Raw genomic sequence first — 20,392 nt, forward strand, 5'->3', positions numbered from 1 at the left:
TGATCAGATATCCTGAGGTTTCAGTTCATTGCCCGGAATAAACTGGCGGTAACGGATCACCATTTCATGGCCACCGTTACCGTTAGGACGCTCTTTGTAATAACGACCGTTCTTGAGAACAATGGTACGGCATTTGGCCGCTTTATCATCGATCTGCAAACAGATCTCTCCGTTTTCATTCACCTCCCAGCGGCCATCTTTTTTGGTCCAGTACCGTTCATGCACCAGTTCACCATTGGGGTTGTAATAGATAAAGCTGGTAGAGCCCGTAAACAGGTTATAGGCCTCCACTGTTTTCCCGCTAAACAGCGCCTTGACCTCAGCTGCATTCAGGGTACGTGTTTCTTCAATACCGGGTTTCACCTGACACGCGGTCAATAACATCAGCATTAATCCGGTACAGGTCATTTTTAACCACATGCGGGTTCTCCTTTTCACATTGTCTCCAGAATACAAAAATACGTTCTAACATATCGCTTTGCCGTGCATTTTGCAGAAAATCGTGGCCCTGATCCGGCAAAATCTGCAGCTGCACAGGTCGAGTTGCCCCCTGCAGTTGCTGCCGTTCAGCGATAGCCGCCACCCAGGTTCTGGCACGGACCAAACGATTCGGACCTTGCTGCCTGTCGAGCCGTTTGCCCTTACGTAAACTGCTATCGCGCTGGGTATCCTGCTCGCCAACCATCACCAGAATGGGCAGATCAAGGAACCCGCTGAGGTTGGGTTGGCCCAGACATACTGGCCAGTCTTTCAGACCATAGGGATAGGCCGCGCGATCCGGACAGGTATACCAGCCGGGACTGGTAATGGCGAGCGAAAGCACGCGTGCCGGATACAGCAGCGCGTAACGGTGTGCAAATTGAGCACCACCGGAATAACCGTAGAGATGAGATCTGACTGCGACCTGCTGGCGGGCATCCTGCCAGGCTGTTATAAATGCATTCAATGCCAGATCTGAACGGGAAAACGCATCCCGCTGCCCCAGTGTCTGGTAGGCGGGGAACTCATCCGGACTGAATTCAGGCGCCAGCAACGTACACCCCATCCGATCCGCCAGTCCTTTAAACTGCTCAAACAGGTGATGGCTCGCTCTGGATATGCCATGCACAACCACAATGACCCGGTCAGCCGATATTTCATGACGGGGCCGGTAGATCCAGACCGGCAAATTTGGCGCGGCCGCACAGACACAACGCTGACTCTCACCGGGCGACGGTACCCTTAATCCGGTTTGATCAGCGTTCATGTCGGACACTCACATCTGAAACCCCGCTTGACTGAGGGGCAGGATGAATCACCGCCGCATCGTCGCCTGACAACTGCCAGACCTCAGCACTGGCGTGCAGTAACTGTGGCGGTCTGACCACGATTAATGCACCCGGAAACCACTTCCAGAGGCGGATCAGTAACTGTTCAATTGACGGATCGAGAAACGCCGGGTGTTGATCAATCATCAGCAATGCCGGACGTCGCAACAACGCTCTGGCCAGCATCAATCTGAACTGCAGGGTGGATGAAAGGTTGCGTCCACCCTCCTCTATCGCGCTCTTTAAACCCTCCGCCTGATCTCCAATCCAGTCATTCAGGCCACACAACCTGAGCACCTCTTCGGTATAAGCGGGTTCCTCTTTGCGCAAACCGTAAAACAGATTTTTTTTGCCGGTACCGCGCAACAGTGGCAATTGCTGTGAGACCAGCGCGACCTGTCGCGCCAGCGTGCTGTGGCTGACTTGACTGAGGGAACGACCATTCAACAATAATTGTCCCGAGGTCTGCGAAACCAGACCGCAGAGCGCCTCCAGTAAAGAGGTTTTACCGGATTCACGCGGTCCTTCAAGCCGAATGCGGGCACCGGGGCTGATCTGGGCGGTGACTGAATTGAACCGACCCGCTGATGAAAACGCCTTCAAACGCATGGAAAAATCGGCCGACATTTTTCGCTCACGTTTTCCCACAACGATCGTTTTCTGGTGGAAAAACTGCAGCAGCTTATCCACCGCAACCTGCCTCAGGGTCCAGAATTCATAAAGACGACCCAAGCGACGCAGGTGAGTGAGTTGATAGAGTGATGCCGCTAACAGGAGTGAAAGCTCAGATAAAGCCAAAGCTTCAACGGATACCAGATACAGACCCATAACCAGCAGAGCCAGCAGGGACAGACCTAACATGGCTTCATTAAAACCACGCAGCAGGCCAGACAGACGTGCCCGATCCAGCTGTGCCTGGTAAAGCCGTTTACCTTGCCGCTGAAAGCGTCTTGCTTCACGCCCCTGCTGATTATAAGACTGTACCAGTTCGACAGTTCTCAGCTTTTCGGTGGCATTTCGGATCAGCTGGGTCTTGCGCTTACGGGCTGTTTCAGAACAGCTATACAGCTTTCGGCCAAGCAGATAATTACCGCACAGGGAGAGTAAAAACACCGGCATCAAGCTAAACAGCAACCACGGGTTAAGCCATGCCAGTGCCAGCATTGAAACAGCCAGCCAACTGCCCAGGACCAGCAAAGGCGCAGCACCCTGTACAATCCAGTTGCGTATTGCACTCATGTCACCGGTCAGCCGCAGCAATGCGCCACCGCGTACCAGACCTTTACGACCGGCATCACCAAGCACCAGCGCATGCTGAAACACCTGTTGCCGCAGCGACATGATGTAATGATTGGCCATTTTTTCAGCAACAAAACGCTCACTGAAACGTCCCAGCGCCAACAAACTGATACCGGCTAACGCAAGCCAAAGGGAGGTCAGACTGTGTATGGTCTGAGCCTGTTCAATCACGTTACGTGCCAGAGCAATCAGCGAAAGCAGCGCCACTGACTGGCCAATACCTGTCAGGACCAGCAGCAGATAGAGTCCGCGGCGTTTAGGGTCAGCCAGCACTGACGGCAGCATGTTTCACCGGACGAATAAGCGTGGCATGAAGATACTCAGCCATTGGGGCGCTGATAAGCTGTTCCTCGGTATAAACCGGCAATCCTGACTGCTGCCTAACCTCATCACAGGCCACTGGCGAGCTGGTAATAACACCGCTGATACCACAGACAGGGACACCACTGCGAAGCAATTGCTGACTGACCATTGCCGCAGCGGTAGCACTGTCAGCGGCAACCAGGCAGGTGGTCACGCGCGCTTTGAACTCCGGGTTTTGAATGAGTTTTGCTGTTTCCGGCTGGAAGATACCATCGGCCAACTCGACAACCATCAGATCGGCGCCGGATCTGACCGCCGCATCGGTCAACCGACTGTGCAGTGCTAACAACTCAGCCGTGGTACGCCCAACCGTTGAGGGCCAGCCAGCATCGACAAAGTCCATCACCGAATAACTGCCTGCATCCTGCATTCTCCAAAAATCCGGACCCGCACCGGTGCCGGTCAGTTTTGCGGCAAAGACTTTGTAGCCCAACCCTGACAGACCATTAATCACAGCAGCCGCCGACGTGGTTTTACCTGCATCCATATCGCTGCCCACCACAACCAGTTGGGGCATGGAAGCCACTGTTTTTCTACTGCCAGACAGGGGCGCAAAGTCAGCCAGATTGAGCGGTGCGCCCTGTTTATTGGCAATCAGACCCAGCAGCGTTATTTCAGTCGCCGGTTTAATGCGGTTGCAACGCGCCGTTACCTGAGCGGCAATACCACCGGCAGCAACCAGATGGGCAGGGCCCAGAGCCTGTGGCAATTCAGCCTTGAATTGCGCGGTCGAATATCTGCGTCCGGCCACCAGAATAATTTCATCACCCGGATAAAGATGTTCCCGGCGCCCGTGAATATTCTCAAGCCGGGTATGTTGTCGCACACGGTCAACCCGGGCAAGCAACAGGTCTCCTTCAGCAGGAACCCCCTGCGTTAGTTGTTCATCACCTGCAAAAAGAACATTACGCGTAATAAAACTGCGTTTGGCCTTGGTTAATCGCCCCTGACTCATGATTTATCTCCATGAATCCGTTTAACCAGTTTGAGAATCTTCTGCTCCGACACCTGTTCAGGTGCAAGAAGGGATACCAGCTTACGTCGGGTCTTTTTAGTTTGGGTTTTCCTGACTTTCTCAACCACCATAGACAGGTCCGGAGAATAAGCCAGATCTACAGATTCTCTGAACATTGAATACATTGATTTTTTATGCGGCACATAACGTTCACAATGATACTGCTCAGTCGTCAGGGTTCGTTCGCCCAACTGATACTGGCCCTGGCCTTTGTGAGCACATTGCCAGTACCGCATCGTATGCCCGCCTTCGGAGAACTCACGTCTGAGGGTGAAAATCACCGAATCAGCAGTGCCAAACGGTATAATTTCAGCCGGTACGCCAAACGCGATATGTTCCTGATAGGACTCAGTTGCTGGGAATTTAGTGAATGATCTGCGTTGCAGAATAGGCACATTAGCGTATTCAAGGATACGTTTTCTGCCATCCTGCCAGGTTGTTGACTGGGCATTAATCTGAATCAGTTTTTCCACACTGCCATCAGAATAAACCGCCACTGATCCGACGGGCTGGGGCTGAGCCCACAGTGTCACGGGAATAAGAAGCAACCAGGTTGCTGACAGAATTTTTTTCACCTTACTCTCCCTCAGAATCTTGCTGAATCAGGATGGCATTCAGAACTTAAGGAAACCTTAAGAAACGTAAAAGGTCTGCGAAGGGCTTATATATCAATGTGTTAAAAACACAAAAAATTAACAGCCATAACATCCATGACGGCCATTATTGTAAAAGTCAGGAGTTTTCCTGATCGTATTATCAACAAGGTAGATCAGATTGCCGGAATTACGATTGATGCAAATCAAGTTAAATGCCGTTTAGAGCTACCAGTTGTTATTCCGCCGGGCTATCCAAATCAATTTTTTGCGGGATTTTCATCGCCACCTGAAAAGCCTCTGCAGCAGGTAAAGGTCGGTTAAACAGATAACCCTGACCGAGATCACTGCGGAACGCCTGTAACAGATGCAGTTGAGCTCCAGTTTCAATGCCCTCTGCCACCACACTGATTTGCAGGGTATGGGCCATGGTAATCACACCCTGGACAATTTTTCGATCCGCCAGATTCGACACCAGATCGGTAATAAAACTGCGGTCAATTTTGAGCTTACTGACCGGCAGGTGCTTCAGCATCGACAGCGATGAATAACCGGTACCAAAATCATCAATGGCAATACTGATACCCAGTTGACTCAGTTCGGTCAGGGTTTCAATCGCACTGTCCACATCGTCCATCAGACAGGACTCGGTAATCTCAAATTCAAGCATGGTCGCATCAACCTGATGACGCTGAAGTATTGCCTGAATCGCCTCCAATAACAGGGGATCCTTAAACTGCCGTTGAGACAGGTTAACCGCAACACGAATACTATTAGGATACTGATTTTCTAGCATTTTTATCTGGCGACAGGCCTGCTCAAGAATCACATACCCCATTTCAATTATTTTGCCACTCTCTTCAGCAACCGAGATGAAACTGTCCGGATACAACAAACCCCGTTCCGGATGCTGCCAGCGAACAAGTGCTTCAAATCCGCGCAGCACACCCGAATCCAGCGCATAAAAGGGCTGATAGTGCAGAACAAATTCATCACGACTCAGGGCCAGGATCAGGTCCTGCTCAAGTTCCATTTTTTCCAGCGCAGTGGCCTGCAGTTTGGTATCAAAAAACTGATAGTGACCTTTACCCAAACGTTTACTGGCATACATCGCCAGATCGGCGTTGCGCAGCAGGGTCGTCACATCATTGCCATCCTGTGGCAGCAGCGTAATACCGATCGACGCCGACAGGGTGAAGGTACGGTTGTTGGAATGTATAGGCTGTCGAACCTGTTCCAGCAGTTTGTCTGCCACCTTGGCAATGTCACTGACAGACTGGGTGTTTTGCAGCAAGATACCAAACTCATCTCCACCTAAACGCGCCACAATATCTCCCTGCCGGACGGTACTGTGAATACGCTGGGCAATATTCAGCAGAAACTGATCACCCACGGAGTGACCAAAGCTGTCATTGATCCGTTTAAAATCATCCAGATCCAGATACAGCAGCACTGCATTGCGCTGGTTGCGTTCACAATCCCGCAGAATGCGCTCGAGCTGATCGGTCAGAAAACGCCGATTCGACAAACCGGTAAGATGATCCTGGTGCGCCATCACCTTCAGTTCACGGGTTTTTTGCGCGACAACCGTGCGCAGAACCTCAGGCTGGCGGACAATATACCAGGCCATTAATGCGGCAATCATGGTTGCCAGAATGGTTAGCAGATAACCGTAGTAGGTTGTATTCACCAACACAGGCGGACCACTCATGGTCAGGTGCCATTCGCCATTGGGAATCTGGATTGTGACAGTATGGGCACCGGGTCCGATCGGACGTGCAGAATAGGCAAAAACTTCCCAGGTTTTACCATCGTCCAGCAGGTGACTGAGGGTGTATCGATAGCCCCGCGATTCCCATTGCGACAGTTCAGTGAACTCCAGCAGGTCATCCACAAAAATCAGTGCCGATGCAAACCCCCAGAACTTATCCCCGTCATCCGTGGGCAAAAAAATGGGGTTGCGGCCAATCAGGCCAACACCGCCCTGCACCAGCTGGAAAGGCCCGGCAACCGTCATACGGCGGTCTTTTATTGCTTTAAAGGCGTCGACCTTACGGGCATCTACCTTAAGAATATTGTGACCAATGGCCTTTTCGTTACCCGCCAGAGGATAGATATAAGTGACGATTCCATCGGGTGCCAGCTGCAGATTGGAAATACCGCCAATGGTATTGATCACCTCCCGGGCATAACCGTCAAAGTCGTCAAACAGTCCCCGGTTCTGCATCACTTCCTGCGCCAGAATTCGCGTTGCAGAAAAAGAGCGCTCCAGACGCCGTTCGATCGCCGACGCCTGAGTTGCTACCAGCTCACTCAGCAGAAACCGCTGTTCATTTTCATGAATGGTATTGGTCGTGTGGGTCAGGTAGATTCCCAACCCGGCGACAACAACTGCTGTGGCCAGAATCACTGCTAACTGTTTGAAAAACTTCACGTTAAAAAGCCTTTAATAGCAGGATACAACTTGAAGCGAACTGGCTAATGACACGGTTTAACGTTTAAACCCGTCGACCAGTTCGCCCATATCCACTGAAACATCCTTCAGTTCAGCCACCACGCCCGTGGTCTGGTCCGCTTTATTCAGGCTTTCGGTAGAAAGATCAAAAATACGGGATACCTGACGGTTAATTTCTTCAGATACCTGAGCCTGCTCTTCAACTGCAGCAGACATCTGAATGGCCATACTCGCGATGGTGTTCATGGCGGAAGAAATCGTGCCCAGCATATCTTCACTTTTTACCACATTGGCCAGACCTTCGTCTGCTTTGGCCATGCCCTGATTGGCAATCTGGACTGAACGATCTGCACTGCCGGTTAGTGCTTCGACAATGTGATGGATCTCCTGCGTTGACTCGCGGGTTTTCTGCGCCAGATTTCTGACCTCGTCTGCAACCACCGCAAAGCCGCGGCCATGTTCACCTGCCCGTGCGGCCTCGATCGCCGCGTTCAACGCCAAGAGATTGGTTTGTTCTGCAATCTGTTCGATCAGCCCTGCGGCCTGAGTAATATTTTCAGTCTGGGCATCCAGATCCCTTACCGCAGCCGCAATGTTGCTGACGGTATCGCGCAGCTGTTCAATCGACGCACGGGTCTCACGGGACAGGGTCAGACCGGATTCAGCGAGCCTGTTGGAATCCCCTGCCTGTTGCGCGGTGTGCTGCACATTGGTAGAGACCTCACCTATGGTGGCGGTCATCTCATGCATCGCCGTGGCCACCTGTTCAGTTTCCCTTTGCTGCTGCTCATTAGCGCGGCGGCACTCCTGCGACGCAGCCATACCGACCTGAGCTTTCTCTGAAACCCGGCGGGCAACTTCATCAATTCTGGAAAGAACGGTATTCAAATGAGACTGATCACTCATCACCCCAACCCGCGCCAACCCCAGCAACAGGTCATCATCGGTGTAGGTGAGCGCTGTCACCGGATGGCGGTAAGCCAGCGGGGACTCGTCCATGACCTTCTGCAGATTTTGTCGATTCTGTTGCTGACCCAGCACCAACAGAGATACCGCCGTAATGGCAAGTACCACCTGAGAAATCAACGATTGACCCACAACACCTAAACCGATGCCAGCAAGCAATCCAATCAGTAAAACCGCCCACAGCATCAGGCCCGCGGGTTTCGGTTTAACGTTTTTACCCGCCATTAACTGCTTGTAAACACGCTCAGCCCGCGCCACATCCTCACGCTTGGGACAGACCCGCACTGACTCATAGCCAATCACCCGACCATTGTCGGTAATGGGTGTTACATAGGCATTCACCCAGTAATAATCACCATTTTTAGAGCGGTTTTTTACCAGCCCCATCCAGGGTTTGCCCGCTTTCAGATGCGTCCACATCAGCTCAAAAGCCGCCGGTGGCATATCCGGGTGGCGGATCAGATTATGCGGCTGACCAATCAGCTCTTCACGGGTGTAGCCACTGATCTGAATGAACGCCTCGTTGCAGTCAGTGATAATGCCTTTGGTATCAGTTGAAGAGGTCAGCTGAGTGGTTTCGGAAAAACGTTTTTCGGTCTGGGTAACAGGTAGATTTTTTCTCATCCCGGGCGTTCCACAGCAGTCACCAGCAGACCTGGGGGTCTATGGCGAGAAAATATTATTGTTATTCAGCGGGCTTGAGGGCAACTTGCAGCACCGCAAGCCCATATAATCATAGTCATTTAAGGAATAATTACCCTTATTTTCAAACGACTTTCGGCAACGATGATCCAAGACCCTGCGCATTAACCAGCTATCGGCGCATCAAGAGCAAGCTTGAATCATCAGGTTATTTGAATAACAAAATAAAAACATCTTAAAATATTGAATTTTAATATATTTATATTTCATCACTTGAATCAAGCTGTTTGATTCAAGCTACATAAATCAACCCTTTCTAAAGTAGTAGATCAATTATCAGCTTATAACCTTTTAATAAATCCGAGTATTTGCTGGGATAAGCACCGTTCAGCAACTCTCCAATCAGCTACGCAGTGCTGGATCTGCAGATCCAAGCCAAAGAATACCAGAGCAGTGAAATAAAATGTTTGTCCTCAGGGTGTGAAAGCTGAGATTGCAATGCCCACCGCTCTGTTTGCATACTGACAATCCCCCCTTCAAAAGGCACAGCATAAATACAAGGAGATACTCAATGCCTTTGGTTAATATCTCGATTCTTAAAGGAAAGTCACCGGAGTACATCAAAGCAGTGGCTGACGGTATCAACTCAGCGGTGATTGAAACCATGGGGTTTCCGGATGATGACCGTTATCAGATCATCCATGAACTGGAGCCGCATTGCCTGCAGCTACAGACACGCGAGGGGGACCGGGTGATGATGCATCTGGTCATGCGCACGGGGCGCTCGAATAAATCAAAGCAGGCATTTTACAAAAAGGCGGTGGAAAATCTCGCGGCTAATCCGGGTATACCGCCCGAAAATGTGCTGATTACCATCACGGAAAATCACGATATTGACTGGTCTTTCCGCGACGGTATTGCGCAGTTTGTGGTGTAAACCAGTGACAGACAGCGGCCGTGTGCCGCTGTCTTAACAGATCAGATCTTTTTCTCCATGGTGAGAACCACGGTGTTGCCACAGCCAACATACTCGACCCGATCAAAACTCGCCTGACGGGTCATGGCAATGCCTCGACCATGGGGGTCCAGTGCGCGTTCTACCGAAAACTCAAGATAGTTCTGCCAGTCAAATCCATCACCCTGATCGGTAATAGTAATACGGGTAAAATCCGCTTTTCGCACCACCTCAACATCCACATAGGCCTGCATCAGGCGCGGATCCTTCTGCCGACGTTGAATCTCGTCCTGATATTCTCCGGCCAGCATCAAACGGGTTTTGTCATCGTAGGTGATTTTGAGGTTACCGTGTTCCACCGCATTCAGCAGCATTTCGCTCAGGCCCAGCCAGGCTCGATCAGGATCAGGGCAGAGCAAGGATAAACCTTCAGCCATCTGCCGGGCTTCCTCTACGGTATGAATGCGGTATTTTCCCTCAAGCAGAAATTGGTTGGTGCGCAGGGCACGATTTAAATTTTTTGAGGCTTCGCGAGCTAAGAGGTAGTGCTCCATGGCGGCTTTGACCACGGATAGCATCATTTTTGGATCGATCGGTTTAGTCAGATACCAGTATGCACCCGCATCCACCCCCTGCCTCACCTCTTCAGGTCGTTCCAGCGCCGTATTAAAAATCACCGGAACCTGTTTCAGGGTGGGATGTTTTTGCAGTTCATGCAGCAACTCAATACCATCACCGTCCGGCAACTGCCGATCCAGAATAATGGCTGCATAATCATCAGGTGTGATGAGCTTTTCCCTGGCACCCGCAAGGTCGTTGACTTCATCGGCCGCAATGTCAGCCTTGGTTAAAAGGCGCATAATAAGGCTTGCTACAATTGCCTCATCCTCAATGACCAGCACTTTAGCCATCAATACCCGCTCCCTCATCATAATCTACTTTGATCTGCTCAAGTTCTGTTCGCAGTTGCGTGAAGCAATCTACCAACTCTGGATCAAAATGCTTACCCCTTTCAGACACTATATGTTCAAACGCCTGTTCGTTTGTCCAGGCCGTTTTATAGGGCCGGACCATTGTCAGGGCATCATAGACATCTGCCACAGCGATAATGCGCGCACTCAGGGGGATTTGCTTGCCTTTAAGGCCCGCGGGGTAACCAGAACCATCCCATTTTTCATGGTGATTCAGTGCGATTTCCGCCGCCATCTGGAACACCGGCGCATCACTTCGGGATAAAATTTCATAACCAATCTGGGTATGCGTTTTCATCACCACCCACTCGTCTGCATCGAGTTTGGCAGGTTTGCGCAGAATATGGTCGGGAATACCGATTTTGCCGGTATCATGCATGGGTGCTGCCAGCTGGATCAGCTCGCAGGTGCGCTCATCAAGTCCCACCGCCTGAGCCAGGCGTTTTGCGTAAGCGGCCATCCGCCAGATATGCTCGCCAGTGTCGGTGTCATTGTAGTGCCCTGCTTCACCGAGCATCTGGATCGCATCATGGTAGGCCCGTTCGAGTGATGCTGCCCGCACCAGCGACAGATGGTTTGCGACCCTTAATTTTACAATTTCCGGGGTTATAGGTTTAACAATGTAATCCGCCGCGCCCGCCTCAAAACCCTCAGCCTCATGCTGCATATCTGCATGGCTGCTGACAAAAATAACGGGAATGTGGGAGGTTTTGGGTTGTGCTTTAAGACGACGGCAAACTTCATATCCGTCAATATCTGGCAGCTGAACATCCAACAGGATCAGGGAGGGATTGTGCTTTTGCACAGCCTTCAGCGCGCCTTCGCCGGTTTTAGCGAAAGAGAGTCTATACAGGGGCTGCAGAATCTGTTGCATCAATGCCAGATTCTGCGCTTCATCATCGACCACCAGAATGGTGCCAACAGGCATCAGTTTCGCTCCAAATCCAGTTGCAGCTCACTTGCGATGGCCCTCAGACAGGTTTCCGCTTGTCTGAATTCGAAATCATCCAGAGCCTGAAAGACAGGTCTGAGAACACGGTCGCCCAACAGTGCTGTTAACTGACTTAATACCGGCATTACATCCGCAGGATTATCATGATCGAGCAAAGTGATCGCCTGACTGATCAGCGGCTCGATCTGCTCTTTAGTATAGGCTGAGGTCGAAACACTGAGCGCTTCGGCGGAAGGTTTTTCTTCTGCCAGACACAGTCCTGGGATTGCTTCAATCTCCTGTATGGTACGTTGCAGGCAGCTTTCCAGATCAGCCATCACTTCGGCTCTGTTGAGTGCCTCCTCACCCAGGCGCTGAGCGATACTGGCAACCTCGACCAGGGTATCCATACAGAGAGAACCGGCGGCGCCTTTGAGTTTATGTGCTAAACGTCCGGCATCTGTGCCATCCAGGTCAGCCATCTGACTAATCACATCACCATAGTCATCCAGAAACTTGGTCAGATAGTGTTGCAATGTTTCATCATCACCCCAGAAACTGATCGCCCGGGAATAATCAAAATACTCAGTCTGATTCAGTGCTGCCGAGACGGTTCCAGCCTCCGTCACGTTATCTGCTACAACATTGCGGGCTGGCTCCTCTTTGAGGGGGAGCCGTTCTCTGGTTTCAACCTGCGATTCCTTCAGACAGGCAAGAATCGCTTTAACCGCGTCTTGTACATCGAATGGTTTGCTGATAAAGCCATTCATGCTGGCTTCCATCGCTGCTTTGCGGTCCGAGTCAAATGCGCCAGCAGTCAGCGCGATGACAGGCAAATGCCTCAGAGCAGGATCCTGCCGTATCTGCTGTGTAGCCTGATAACCATCCATAACTGGCATCTGGATATCCATCAACACCAGATCCACCGCGTCTGAGTGTTGTTTCAACCAGTCCAGAGCCTGTTGCCCGTCATGTGCCAGAGCAGTAACAGCGCCCAATCCACCAAAAATGCGCTCCGCCACATCACGGTTAAATTCGTTATCATCCACAATCAGCAAGCGCACGCCTGCCAGACTTTGCGCATCTGCTTGCTCCTGACTCCCCCCCTCCGGCTGCAGGATATTCATCAACGTATCGTAGAGCACAGAAGCGGTAACCGGTTTTTCCAGCACCGCATCTACATACTGTGCATCCGGGGATGCCAGAATCTGCTGCCGGGAATAAGCGCTCACCATAATTACCACCGGCGCATTTTTTTGGTTGACCGAGGTTTTAATCTTTTTGGCGGCGGTAAGCCCATCCATCTCTGGCATATGCCAGTCAAGCAGCACCATATCCAGCGGATGGTGTTCAGCAATTTCAGACAGGGTACAGTTCACTGCCTGCTGACCGTTTTCCACACAGGTGGTATGCCAACCCAGTGACTGGGCAATCCGATTCAGTGCTTCCCTAGCAATCTCATGGTCTTCAGCAATCAGGATATTCTGCTCGGTAATCTGAGACCTGATTTCATCCAGCGAAGCCTCCCGCTCAAGACTCAGTTCACAACTGAAGCGTGATCCCACCCCAGGGGTACTTTCCACTGTCAGTTTGCTGTCCATGAGTTCCAGCAGTCGGGTGGTGATGGTTAAACCCAGCCCGGTGCCACCATAACGGCGTGTTGTCGACGCATCCGCCTGTTCAAAGGCTTGTAAAATACGCGCCTGGGTCGCCTCATCCATACCGATGCCGGTATCCTCGACAGCGATTTCAATCGTTACATTGGGGCCATGAGACGCCAGTTGCCTGACACTCAACATCACGTGACCAGATTCGGTGAACTTGACGGCATTACCCACCAGATTGATCATGATCTGCTCAATACGGGTGGCATCACCTTTTAGCAGCAGCCCCCTTTCCAGTTCAGGCTGAATCACCAGTTCCAGATTTTTGTGCGCAGCGTTGGCCGACATAATGACCGAAACATTATTCAGCAGATCCTGCATGCTGAAGGTGGTGGCTGAGAGTTCAATTTTGCCGGCTTCAATCTTGGAGAAATCCAGCACATCATTCAGGATCTGTTGCAATGATTTACCGGCACGCTGGATTTTAGCCGCTACCATACGCACTTCAGGTGTCTGTTCAGGCTTGTCCAGCAGATGGGTTAAACCCAATACTGCATTCATCGGGGTACGGATCTCATGGCTCATATTGGCGATAAACTCACTTTTCGCCTGCGCCGCCTGAACAGCGATATCCTTCGCGTGTTCCAGAGCCTGAGTCGCTGCAATTTCCGGCGTAATGTCACGCATGATCCCAATCATGCGTTGGGAGTGATCGTCAAAACACACCGAGGCCATGGCCCTGACGGTGCGGGTTTCGCCGGTAGGCCTCTCTATTCTGAACTGTTCATCCAGTAAGCTGCCGTGTTTTATGGCCTTGCCCAGCGCTCTCTCGACAGCAAAACGATCATCCGGATGCACGCGTGCTTTCCACTCTTCATAACGCCCCTCAAAACTACTGGCGGTAAGGCCATGAATGCGGAACATCCAGATATTCCAGATCAGCTTGCCGTCGTCCGGGTTATACTCCCAGACGCCAATCTCACCGTTATCGACTGCCAGCTCCATACGCTGGTTCAGCAGGTTCAGGTCCTGGGTGCGCTCAGCAATCTCGCGTTCCAGCCGGGCGTTGTAATTTTTGCGTTCAATTTCGATCTGTTTGCGTTCGGTGATATCCAGCACACTGCCCACAAAGTAGATTTCGTCGTCCACGATCATTTCAGATACGGCGAGCTGAATATCAATTTTTCGGCCATCCTTGTGCTGGGCAACCACCTCGCGGTACTGATCCAGCACTCGAGACTCCCGATGTTCCACATACCGATTCAGATAACCATCATGTTCTGTTCGCACCGGCTCGGGGGTCAGCATCTTGATATTGCGCCCCACCACCTCATCCCGGGTGTAGCCAAAAATCTTCTCTGCCGCCGGGTTGTATTCAATTACCTGCCCCCGGCGGGAGATTACAATCAGGCCATCCAGCGCAGTGGCCAGGGTTTTTTCCAGCCGCAGCGATTCCCGCTGCGCATTTTCCTGACTGGTCTTGGCATCGAGTGTGGAGCGCGCCCAGAAAAAAGCCACCAGCCAGGCGCCAGAGAGCAGGAAAATCAAACCAATTGCGAGGGCCCAGCTCAGGCGCCGGATAAATGCCGCTTGTATATCCAGCATATCCACCAGATAGACGGCACGGTGGGAGGCCGCTACCGAAGGAATATTGGCCGGATAACGAATTTTTTTGAAGGTATAGAGTTTGCCACCTAGTACTTCCTGACCTTTGATCTGGTCTTTCACTTTGGCCCAAAACAGAGGATTCTGATCCGCAAAATGTGCCGCAATCCCCCGCTGTCGACTCCATGAATAAGTACCCTGAGAATCAAATACCCATTTACCCTGCTCATCGACAATGGCCAGCCTGTTATCAATTCCCTGATCCGGTAAGACCGCCAGCACAGGATCCAGCACCCGATTTCCTTCAAAATTAAGCACCAGTACACCGGTTAATTTGCCAGCAGTGGAATAGAGCTTATGTGCCATACGGATGGTCGGACGCCAGGGTACGTCGATCTGTCCATGTTCCTCATTCAACTCAAAGTCGGAGATATAGGTAATTTCCGGTGCCAATTCCATTGCACCAACAAAATAGCTACGGTTTGCTTTATTTTGTAATTCACTGCTGGGAACTGAGATTGCCCGGCCGTGACGAAAGTTGACCCGGATCGTCTCCATACCATCAGGGGAGATCACTCTTATCTGATGATATCGCCGGTTTGTGTTCACAAAGGTAAGCAGATAATTCACAAGTTGAGTTCGATTAAACTCAGAGGGGTTTTCACTGAACGCGGAAACTCTGGACTCGGACAGAAGCAGTGTCAGATCGCTGGATAGGCTGGCCAGTCGCTGATTGATCAGGCTACTGATGGCTTCAATCGATTGACCATGCAACAACTTCTCTTCAGCAATGTACTGCCTTTCCTCAACCACCAGCACCGGCACTACAATCATTAGAGTCGCCAGCAGCAGGTAGACAAAACGCTGAATAAATAGACGTGTGAATGTTTGAGGCATGAATCCTCTGTCTCTGTCGATGCAGATTGCCAGCGCATCATCCGTCAGATGTGCAGTCCGTCAGCTAACAATCAACCTGCAGCCCCCGTAAGATGGTATACCCGATCCCTGAAGGTATCACCGACATAGTGTGGTAAAAATTATTTTTTTGCCGTGCAAAAGAATATTCAAAAGAGAGTAAACTGACAAAGGTATGCAGCCAAGCACGGAGATATTCGACTATAGTCTGAACGCCAAATACTCAATCCGTGCCGGGTTGCGATTATCAATCAGGCAGAGCGCCTTTTGACCGAAATTGCTGTGGCAGAACCGGGCATACCCAGCTCTACCGGAGAAAGAATCATCTCCCAGCGGCCGCCATCTTCCATCCAGAAAGCACCGCAGGCGCCGCAGCGACAAATCCGGCTGCCGCTGATCGCACTGATCACTTTGATATTTGAGGCACTTGGCCCGCCCGAACATTCCGCACAAACCGATTCCATGGTGTCTTCCCTGTGCAAAGTAAATAAGTAAACACTGATACAGTTTAATCACAGATCAGTACTTTAGCGTTAAGAATATTTCCTATTTCTTATCGGTTCAGGAGGCTGCTGCCAAGCCATACCTACGCTGCTTTTCAGGTCAACTTTCTGTTGGCAGACCCGCAACAATCGCAGCCCCCACTGTTGTTCTGCTGCTACAAACGCCGCACCCGAATAGCACCCGGTTTTCAACTCCCTATAACCAAACCCATTTCTTATTCAAGATAAACCATTGTTTTTAATTAATAAAAACAACCTTAAAACTGTGTCTTCGCCTACAGAACACTCAACAACGCATTTGGCACCACACCTGCAAAACAGGAACGGAAGGGGTTTACAGCTGACCTGAAAGGGCAATGGCAACACCTGGGCACAGTCGCTGAACAGGTTGATCAGTTGGCTGACATAACAAACAAACCATAAGGTGATTTTATGAAGCGGCAATCCAGACACTTGATCGGCTCAGCCTTGCTCATGGCGATTGCAGCCAGCAGCAATGTTCAGGCTGGCAACGCACACAATGAAATACGCGGCGGCGCATTTGATATGACACCCTACACCCATAAAATGAGAGGAGACCTGTCATCTAAACAACCTCAACAATCGATCATCCGAGGTGGCACCTTTGATATGTCATCTCTGACTACCTCAGCCAGCAAAAACCACGCTAAGCGCGCTCAAAAGGACTCTATGGTGGTGTCACTGCTGCATGCAAATCCTAATCTGTTGTTTATGACAGACCGTATCAAGGCTACTTATTGAGCCTATTCCCGGAATGTATGCTGTTTGATGGTCTGCAGTTCATCACGGTATTTGGCTGCCTGCTCAAACTCCAGGTTTTTGGCGGCTTCATACATCAGATCTTCCAGGCGAGTGATCGCTTTGGCCAGCTCTTTAGGTGACAGGGTGGCAGTATCCACTGCATAGTCTGCAGCGGGTTCTGCCACTTTTTTGGTGCCACGGCCGACCTTACGGCCCGGGATGGCACCCGCACCCTCAAGAATGTCAGCCACGGATTTAAGAATGGTGCGTGGCGTAATGCCATGTTCCGCATTAAATTCAATCTGTTTGTTACGGCGTCGCTCTGTTTCATCCATCGCCCGCTGCATGGAACCGGTAATACGATCAGCATACAGGATGGCACGGCCTGAAGCGTTTCGGGCGGCACGGCCAATGGTCTGAATCAGTGAGGTTTCAGAACGCAGAAAACCTTCTTTATCTGCATCCAGAATAGCGACCAGCGACACTTCCGGCATGTCGATACCCTCACGCAACAGGTTGATGCCCACCAGCACATCAAATTCACCGATACGCAGATCACGGATAATCTCGACCCGTTCAACCGTATCGATATCGGAGTGCAGATACCGCACCCGCACCCCGTGCTCATCCAGATATTCGGTCAGGTCTTCAGCCATCCGTTTGGTGAGCGTGGTGACCACCACCCGCTCCTGTTTCGCGACGGTTTTGTGGATCTCTGACAGCAGATCATCCACCTGCGTCATGGCCGGACGCACTTCAACCTGAGGGTCAACCAAACCGGTAGGCCTGACCACCTGTTCCACCACCTGTTGCTGAGTTGCTGCCTCATACCGGCTGGGCGTGGCCGAGACAAAAATCATCTGCGGGGAGTTCTGTTCCCACTCTTCAAACTTCATCGGTCGGTTATCCAGCGCCGACGGCAACCGGAAGCCATACTCCACCAGCGTCTCTTTGCGGGAGCGGTCACCCCGGTACATGGCACCAATCTGCGTTACTGTCACGTGTGACTCATCAATGACCAGCAAGGCATTATCCGGCAGGTAATCAAACAGGGTGGGCGGTGCTTCACCCGGATTGCGACCGGAAAGATAACGGGAGTAGTTCTCGATACCGGTGCAGTAGCCCAGCTCCATGATCATCTCCATATCATAGAGCGTGCGTTGTTCCAGCCGCTGCGCCTCAACCAGCTTGTCGTTGGCGCGTAACTGCTCCAACCGCTCACGGAGTTCATCCTTAATTTTATCCACCGCGCCAAGCAGCACATCCCGCGGCGTCACGTAATGGGTTTTCGGATAGATAGTCGCTCTGGGAACCCGACGCAGCACCTCACCGGTAAGAGGATCGAAATAGCTGAGCTCTTCAACCTCTTCATCAAACAACTCAATGCGCAGGGCTTCCTTTTCTGAGTCCGCCGGGAAGATATCGATCACATCACCGCGCACCCGGTAGGTGCCTCGATGCAGTTCAACATCGTTGCGGGTGTATTGCAGTTCTGCCAGTCGTCTGAGCACAGCGCGCTGATCGATGGTGTCACCACGATCAAGATGCAGCATCATGCCAAGGTAAAGCTTGGGATCACCCAGACCGTAGATGGCAGAGACCGTGGCTACAATGATGGCATCTTCTCGCTCAAGCAGTGCCTTGGTGGCAGATAGCCGCATCTGCTCGATATGCTCATTTATTGAGGCGTCTTTCTCAATAAAGGTATCGGAAGAAGGCACATAGGCTTCAGGCTGGTAATAGTCGTAATAGGAAACGAAATACTCGACCGCGTTGTTAGGGAAGAACTCCTTGAACTCACCATACAGCTGCGCCGCCAGCGTCTTGTTATGCGCCATGATGATGGTGGGACGCTGCACCTGGGCGATCACGTTGGCGATGGTAAACGTCTTGCCGGAACCGGTTACCCCCAACAGGGTTTGAGCCGCCAGACCTGATTCAATCCCATCCACCAGAGAAGCAATCGCCTTAGGCTGATCACCGGCCGGTTCAAATTTTGAGCTGACACTGAAGCGCTGTTTCATGAGATACAACAGAACAAAAAAGACAATCGGCAAGTATACGCTGATTGAGGGCCAAGTGTTCAGCTCTCCCGGGGAGAAATAAGACTAAAAAATTGCAAAATCGAGCCGCCAATTTAATTTTGCATATGCAAGAAACCCTTTATTTACGCTATGATATCGGGTTGCAGGGTGCCCACTACCTAACTGAGGCGTTTTGCAAAATTACCCTTGTCGGAACCTATATTGCAGGTACATTTTTGAGGAACTTGGCTTGAACGTTGAACTGTCAAACCGCGTTAATAATATCAAACCCTCTCCTACGCTGGCGGTTACCAACCGTGCAGCCGAACTGCGCGCTGAAGGTAAAAACATTATCGGCCTGGGCGCAGGTGAACCCGATTTCGACACTCCGGAGCACATTAAACAAGCTGCGATTGAAGCCCTGAACAATGGCTTCACCAAGTACACGGCTGTTGATGGCACTCCGGCGCTGAAAAAAGCGATTATTAACAAGTTCAAGCAGGATAACGGCCTGGACTATGAAGCCAACCAGATTCTGGTTTCCTGCGGCGGTAAACAAAGTTTCTTCAACCTGGCCCTGGCCCTGCTGAACCCGGGTGACGAGGTTGTTATTCCGGCGCCATATTGGGTGTCTTACCCTGATATGGTCAAAATTGCCGATGCCGAGCCTGTGATCATCACCACTACCCAGGCCCAGCGTTTCAAAATTACCCCGGCTCAGCTGGATGAAGCGATCACTGACAAAACCCGTCTGGTGGTGCTGAACAGCCCCTCCAACCCAACCGGTGTCTCTTATTCACTGGAAGAGCTGCAGGCGCTGGGTGAAGTATTGAAAAAATACCCGAATGTACTGATCGCTACCGATGATATGTATGAACATATCCGTCTGAATGATGCACCGTTCGTTAACATTCTGAACGCCTGCCCGGATCTGTATGAGCGTACCATCGTGCTGAACGGTGTATCCAAGGCCTACTCAATGACAGGCTGGCGTATTGGTTATGCCGCAGGTCCTGCCAAGCTGATCGGCGCCATGAAAAAGATTCAGTCCCAGAGCACCTCTAACCCAACCTCCATTGCTCAGGTTGCGGCGCAGGCAGCACTGGAAGGTTCTCAGGAGTGTGTAGCTGAGATGGTGGCAGCGTTCCGTGAGCGTCACACCTATGTGGTCAACACCCTGAACACCATTCCCGGCGTTGAGTGCATCGAGGCAGACGGTACCTTTTATGCGTTCCCAAGCTTCCAGCAGATCATCGATAACGACAGCCGTTTTGAAGATGACATCGCCCTGGCGGAATTCCTGTTGAATGAAGCAGGCGTCGCGCTGGTGCCGGGTTCTGCCTTTGGCGCCCCGGGCAATATGCGTCTGTCATTTGCCACCAGTCTGGATGTTCTGAAAGACGCCCTGAGCCGCATCAAGCAGGCACTGGTCTGATCTGAGATCTCCCGCTAAGCTGAAGCCGGGCCTGTCCCGGCTTTTTT

15 protein-coding genes are annotated in these 20,392 nt (G+C 51.4%); 3 read left to right on the forward strand and 12 right to left on the reverse strand.

Features of this window, described 5'->3' with window-relative positions; translation table 11 throughout:
- Positions 1-3 precede the first annotated feature (3 nt).
- The 7 genes from P2G53_RS03250 to P2G53_RS03280 form a co-directional block, all read right to left on the reverse strand.
- Positions 4-384 carry a DUF995 domain-containing protein gene (locus P2G53_RS03250; protein WP_275813621.1) on the reverse strand — a complete coding sequence of 127 codons (381 nt, stop codon included), beginning with the start codon at positions 382-384 and terminating at the stop codon, positions 4-6.
- A complete protein-coding gene (locus P2G53_RS03255; RefSeq protein WP_275813624.1) occupies positions 347-1,246 on the reverse strand; it encodes an alpha/beta hydrolase in 900 nt (299 codons plus the stop codon). Before P2G53_RS03255 ends, P2G53_RS03250 begins: the two co-directional genes overlap by 38 nt.
- Complete coding sequence (locus P2G53_RS03260) at positions 1,236-2,891, reverse strand: ABC transporter ATP-binding protein (RefSeq protein ID WP_275813627.1); 1,656 nt, start codon at positions 2,889-2,891, stop codon at positions 1,236-1,238. The genes P2G53_RS03255 and P2G53_RS03260 overlap by 11 nt, the downstream gene beginning before the upstream one ends.
- Positions 2,869-3,924, reverse strand: coding sequence for a hypothetical protein (locus P2G53_RS03265; protein ID WP_275813629.1), 1,056 nt, complete (start codon positions 3,922-3,924; stop codon positions 2,869-2,871). Before P2G53_RS03265 ends, P2G53_RS03260 begins: the two co-directional genes overlap by 23 nt.
- Positions 3,921-4,559 carry a hypothetical protein gene (locus P2G53_RS03270; RefSeq protein WP_275813632.1) on the reverse strand — a complete coding sequence of 213 codons (639 nt, stop codon included), beginning with the start codon at positions 4,557-4,559 and terminating at the stop codon, positions 3,921-3,923. The genes P2G53_RS03265 and P2G53_RS03270 overlap by 4 nt, the downstream gene beginning before the upstream one ends.
- 256 nt (positions 4,560-4,815) lie before the next feature.
- On the reverse strand, positions 4,816-7,011 hold the full coding sequence (locus tag P2G53_RS03275) for an EAL domain-containing protein (RefSeq protein ID WP_275813682.1): 2,196 nt from the start codon (positions 7,009-7,011) through the stop codon (positions 4,816-4,818).
- Positions 7,012-7,068: 57 nt separating this feature from the next.
- Complete coding sequence (locus P2G53_RS03280) at positions 7,069-8,622, reverse strand: PAS domain-containing methyl-accepting chemotaxis protein (protein WP_275813685.1); 1,554 nt, start codon at positions 8,620-8,622, stop codon at positions 7,069-7,071.
- A gap of 589 nt (positions 8,623-9,211) precedes the next feature.
- On the opposite strand from P2G53_RS03280, the gene P2G53_RS03285 reads away from it, so the two are divergent.
- Complete coding sequence (locus P2G53_RS03285; protein WP_275813688.1) at positions 9,212-9,577, forward strand: tautomerase family protein; 366 nt, start codon at positions 9,212-9,214, stop codon at positions 9,575-9,577.
- 41 nt (positions 9,578-9,618) lie between these two features.
- On the opposite strand, the gene P2G53_RS03290 is transcribed toward P2G53_RS03285, so the two are convergent.
- The 4 genes from P2G53_RS03290 to P2G53_RS03305 form a co-directional block, all read right to left on the reverse strand.
- A complete protein-coding gene (locus P2G53_RS03290; RefSeq protein WP_275813690.1) occupies positions 9,619-10,506 on the reverse strand; it encodes a response regulator in 888 nt (295 codons plus the stop codon).
- Positions 10,499-11,494: an HD domain-containing phosphohydrolase gene (locus P2G53_RS03295; protein ID WP_275813693.1), complete on the reverse strand. Its 996-nt coding sequence runs from the start codon at positions 11,492-11,494 to the stop codon at positions 10,499-10,501. The genes P2G53_RS03290 and P2G53_RS03295 overlap by 8 nt, the downstream gene beginning before the upstream one ends.
- Positions 11,494-15,603: a response regulator gene (locus P2G53_RS03300; RefSeq protein WP_275813696.1), complete on the reverse strand. Its 4,110-nt coding sequence runs from the start codon at positions 15,601-15,603 to the stop codon at positions 11,494-11,496. Before P2G53_RS03300 ends, P2G53_RS03295 begins: the two co-directional genes overlap by 1 nt.
- Positions 15,604-15,872: 269 nt before the next feature.
- Positions 15,873-16,085 carry a hypothetical protein gene (locus P2G53_RS03305; protein WP_275813699.1) on the reverse strand — a complete coding sequence of 71 codons (213 nt, stop codon included), beginning with the start codon at positions 16,083-16,085 and terminating at the stop codon, positions 15,873-15,875.
- Between the two features lie 471 nt (positions 16,086-16,556).
- Here P2G53_RS03305 and P2G53_RS03310 point away from each other — a divergent pair, with 471 nt between their 5' ends.
- Positions 16,557-16,886 carry a hypothetical protein gene (locus tag P2G53_RS03310; protein WP_275813702.1) on the forward strand — a complete coding sequence of 110 codons (330 nt, stop codon included), beginning with the start codon at positions 16,557-16,559 and terminating at the stop codon, positions 16,884-16,886.
- 2 nt (positions 16,887-16,888) lie between these two features.
- Here P2G53_RS03310 and uvrB read toward each other — a convergent pair whose 3' ends face one another.
- On the reverse strand, positions 16,889-18,910 hold the full coding sequence (gene uvrB, locus P2G53_RS03315) for an excinuclease ABC subunit UvrB (protein ID WP_275813705.1): 2,022 nt from the start codon (positions 18,908-18,910) through the stop codon (positions 16,889-16,891).
- A 250-nt stretch (positions 18,911-19,160) separates the two neighbouring features.
- Between uvrB and P2G53_RS03320 the strand changes: the two genes are divergently transcribed.
- Complete coding sequence (locus tag P2G53_RS03320; RefSeq protein ID WP_275813708.1) at positions 19,161-20,345, forward strand: pyridoxal phosphate-dependent aminotransferase; 1,185 nt, start codon at positions 19,161-19,163, stop codon at positions 20,343-20,345.
- Positions 20,346-20,392: the final 47 nt, after the last annotated feature.

The organism is Neptuniibacter sp. CAU 1671 (assembly GCF_029222905.1).
In the GTDB taxonomy this organism is placed as follows: Bacteria; Pseudomonadota; Gammaproteobacteria; order Pseudomonadales; family Balneatricaceae; genus Neptuniibacter.

Excerpts from the sequence above, each read along its gene's own strand:
- P2G53_RS03305 (WP_275813699.1), bottom strand. The coding sequence starts at position 16,085 with ATGGAATCGGTTTGTGCGGAATGTTCGGGCGGGCCAAGTGCCTCAAAT.
- P2G53_RS03260 (WP_275813627.1), bottom strand. The coding sequence starts at position 2,891 with ATGCTGCCGTCAGTGCTGGCTGACCCTAAACGCCGCGGACTCTATCTG.
- P2G53_RS03285 (WP_275813688.1), top strand. The coding sequence starts at position 9,212 with ATGCCTTTGGTTAATATCTCGATTCTTAAAGGAAAGTCACCGGAGTAC.
- P2G53_RS03250 (WP_275813621.1), bottom strand. The coding sequence starts at position 384 with ATGTTATTGACCGCGTGTCAGGTGAAACCCGGTATTGAAGAAACACGT.
- P2G53_RS03295 (WP_275813693.1), bottom strand. The coding sequence starts at position 11,494 with ATGCCTGTTGGCACCATTCTGGTGGTCGATGATGAAGCGCAGAATCTG.
- P2G53_RS03265 (WP_275813629.1), bottom strand. The coding sequence starts at position 3,924 with ATGAGTCAGGGGCGATTAACCAAGGCCAAACGCAGTTTTATTACGCGT.
- P2G53_RS03290 (WP_275813690.1), bottom strand. The coding sequence starts at position 10,506 with ATGGCTAAAGTGCTGGTCATTGAGGATGAGGCAATTGTAGCAAGCCTT.
- P2G53_RS03280 (WP_275813685.1), bottom strand. The coding sequence starts at position 8,622 with ATGAGAAAAAATCTACCTGTTACCCAGACCGAAAAACGTTTTTCCGAA.
- P2G53_RS03255 (WP_275813624.1), bottom strand. The coding sequence starts at position 1,246 with ATGAACGCTGATCAAACCGGATTAAGGGTACCGTCGCCCGGTGAGAGT.
- P2G53_RS03300 (WP_275813696.1), bottom strand. The coding sequence starts at position 15,603 with ATGCCTCAAACATTCACACGTCTATTTATTCAGCGTTTTGTCTACCTG.
- uvrB (WP_275813705.1), bottom strand. The coding sequence starts at position 18,910 with ATGAAACAGCGCTTCAGTGTCAGCTCAAAATTTGAACCGGCCGGTGAT.
- P2G53_RS03310 (WP_275813702.1), top strand. The coding sequence starts at position 16,557 with ATGAAGCGGCAATCCAGACACTTGATCGGCTCAGCCTTGCTCATGGCG.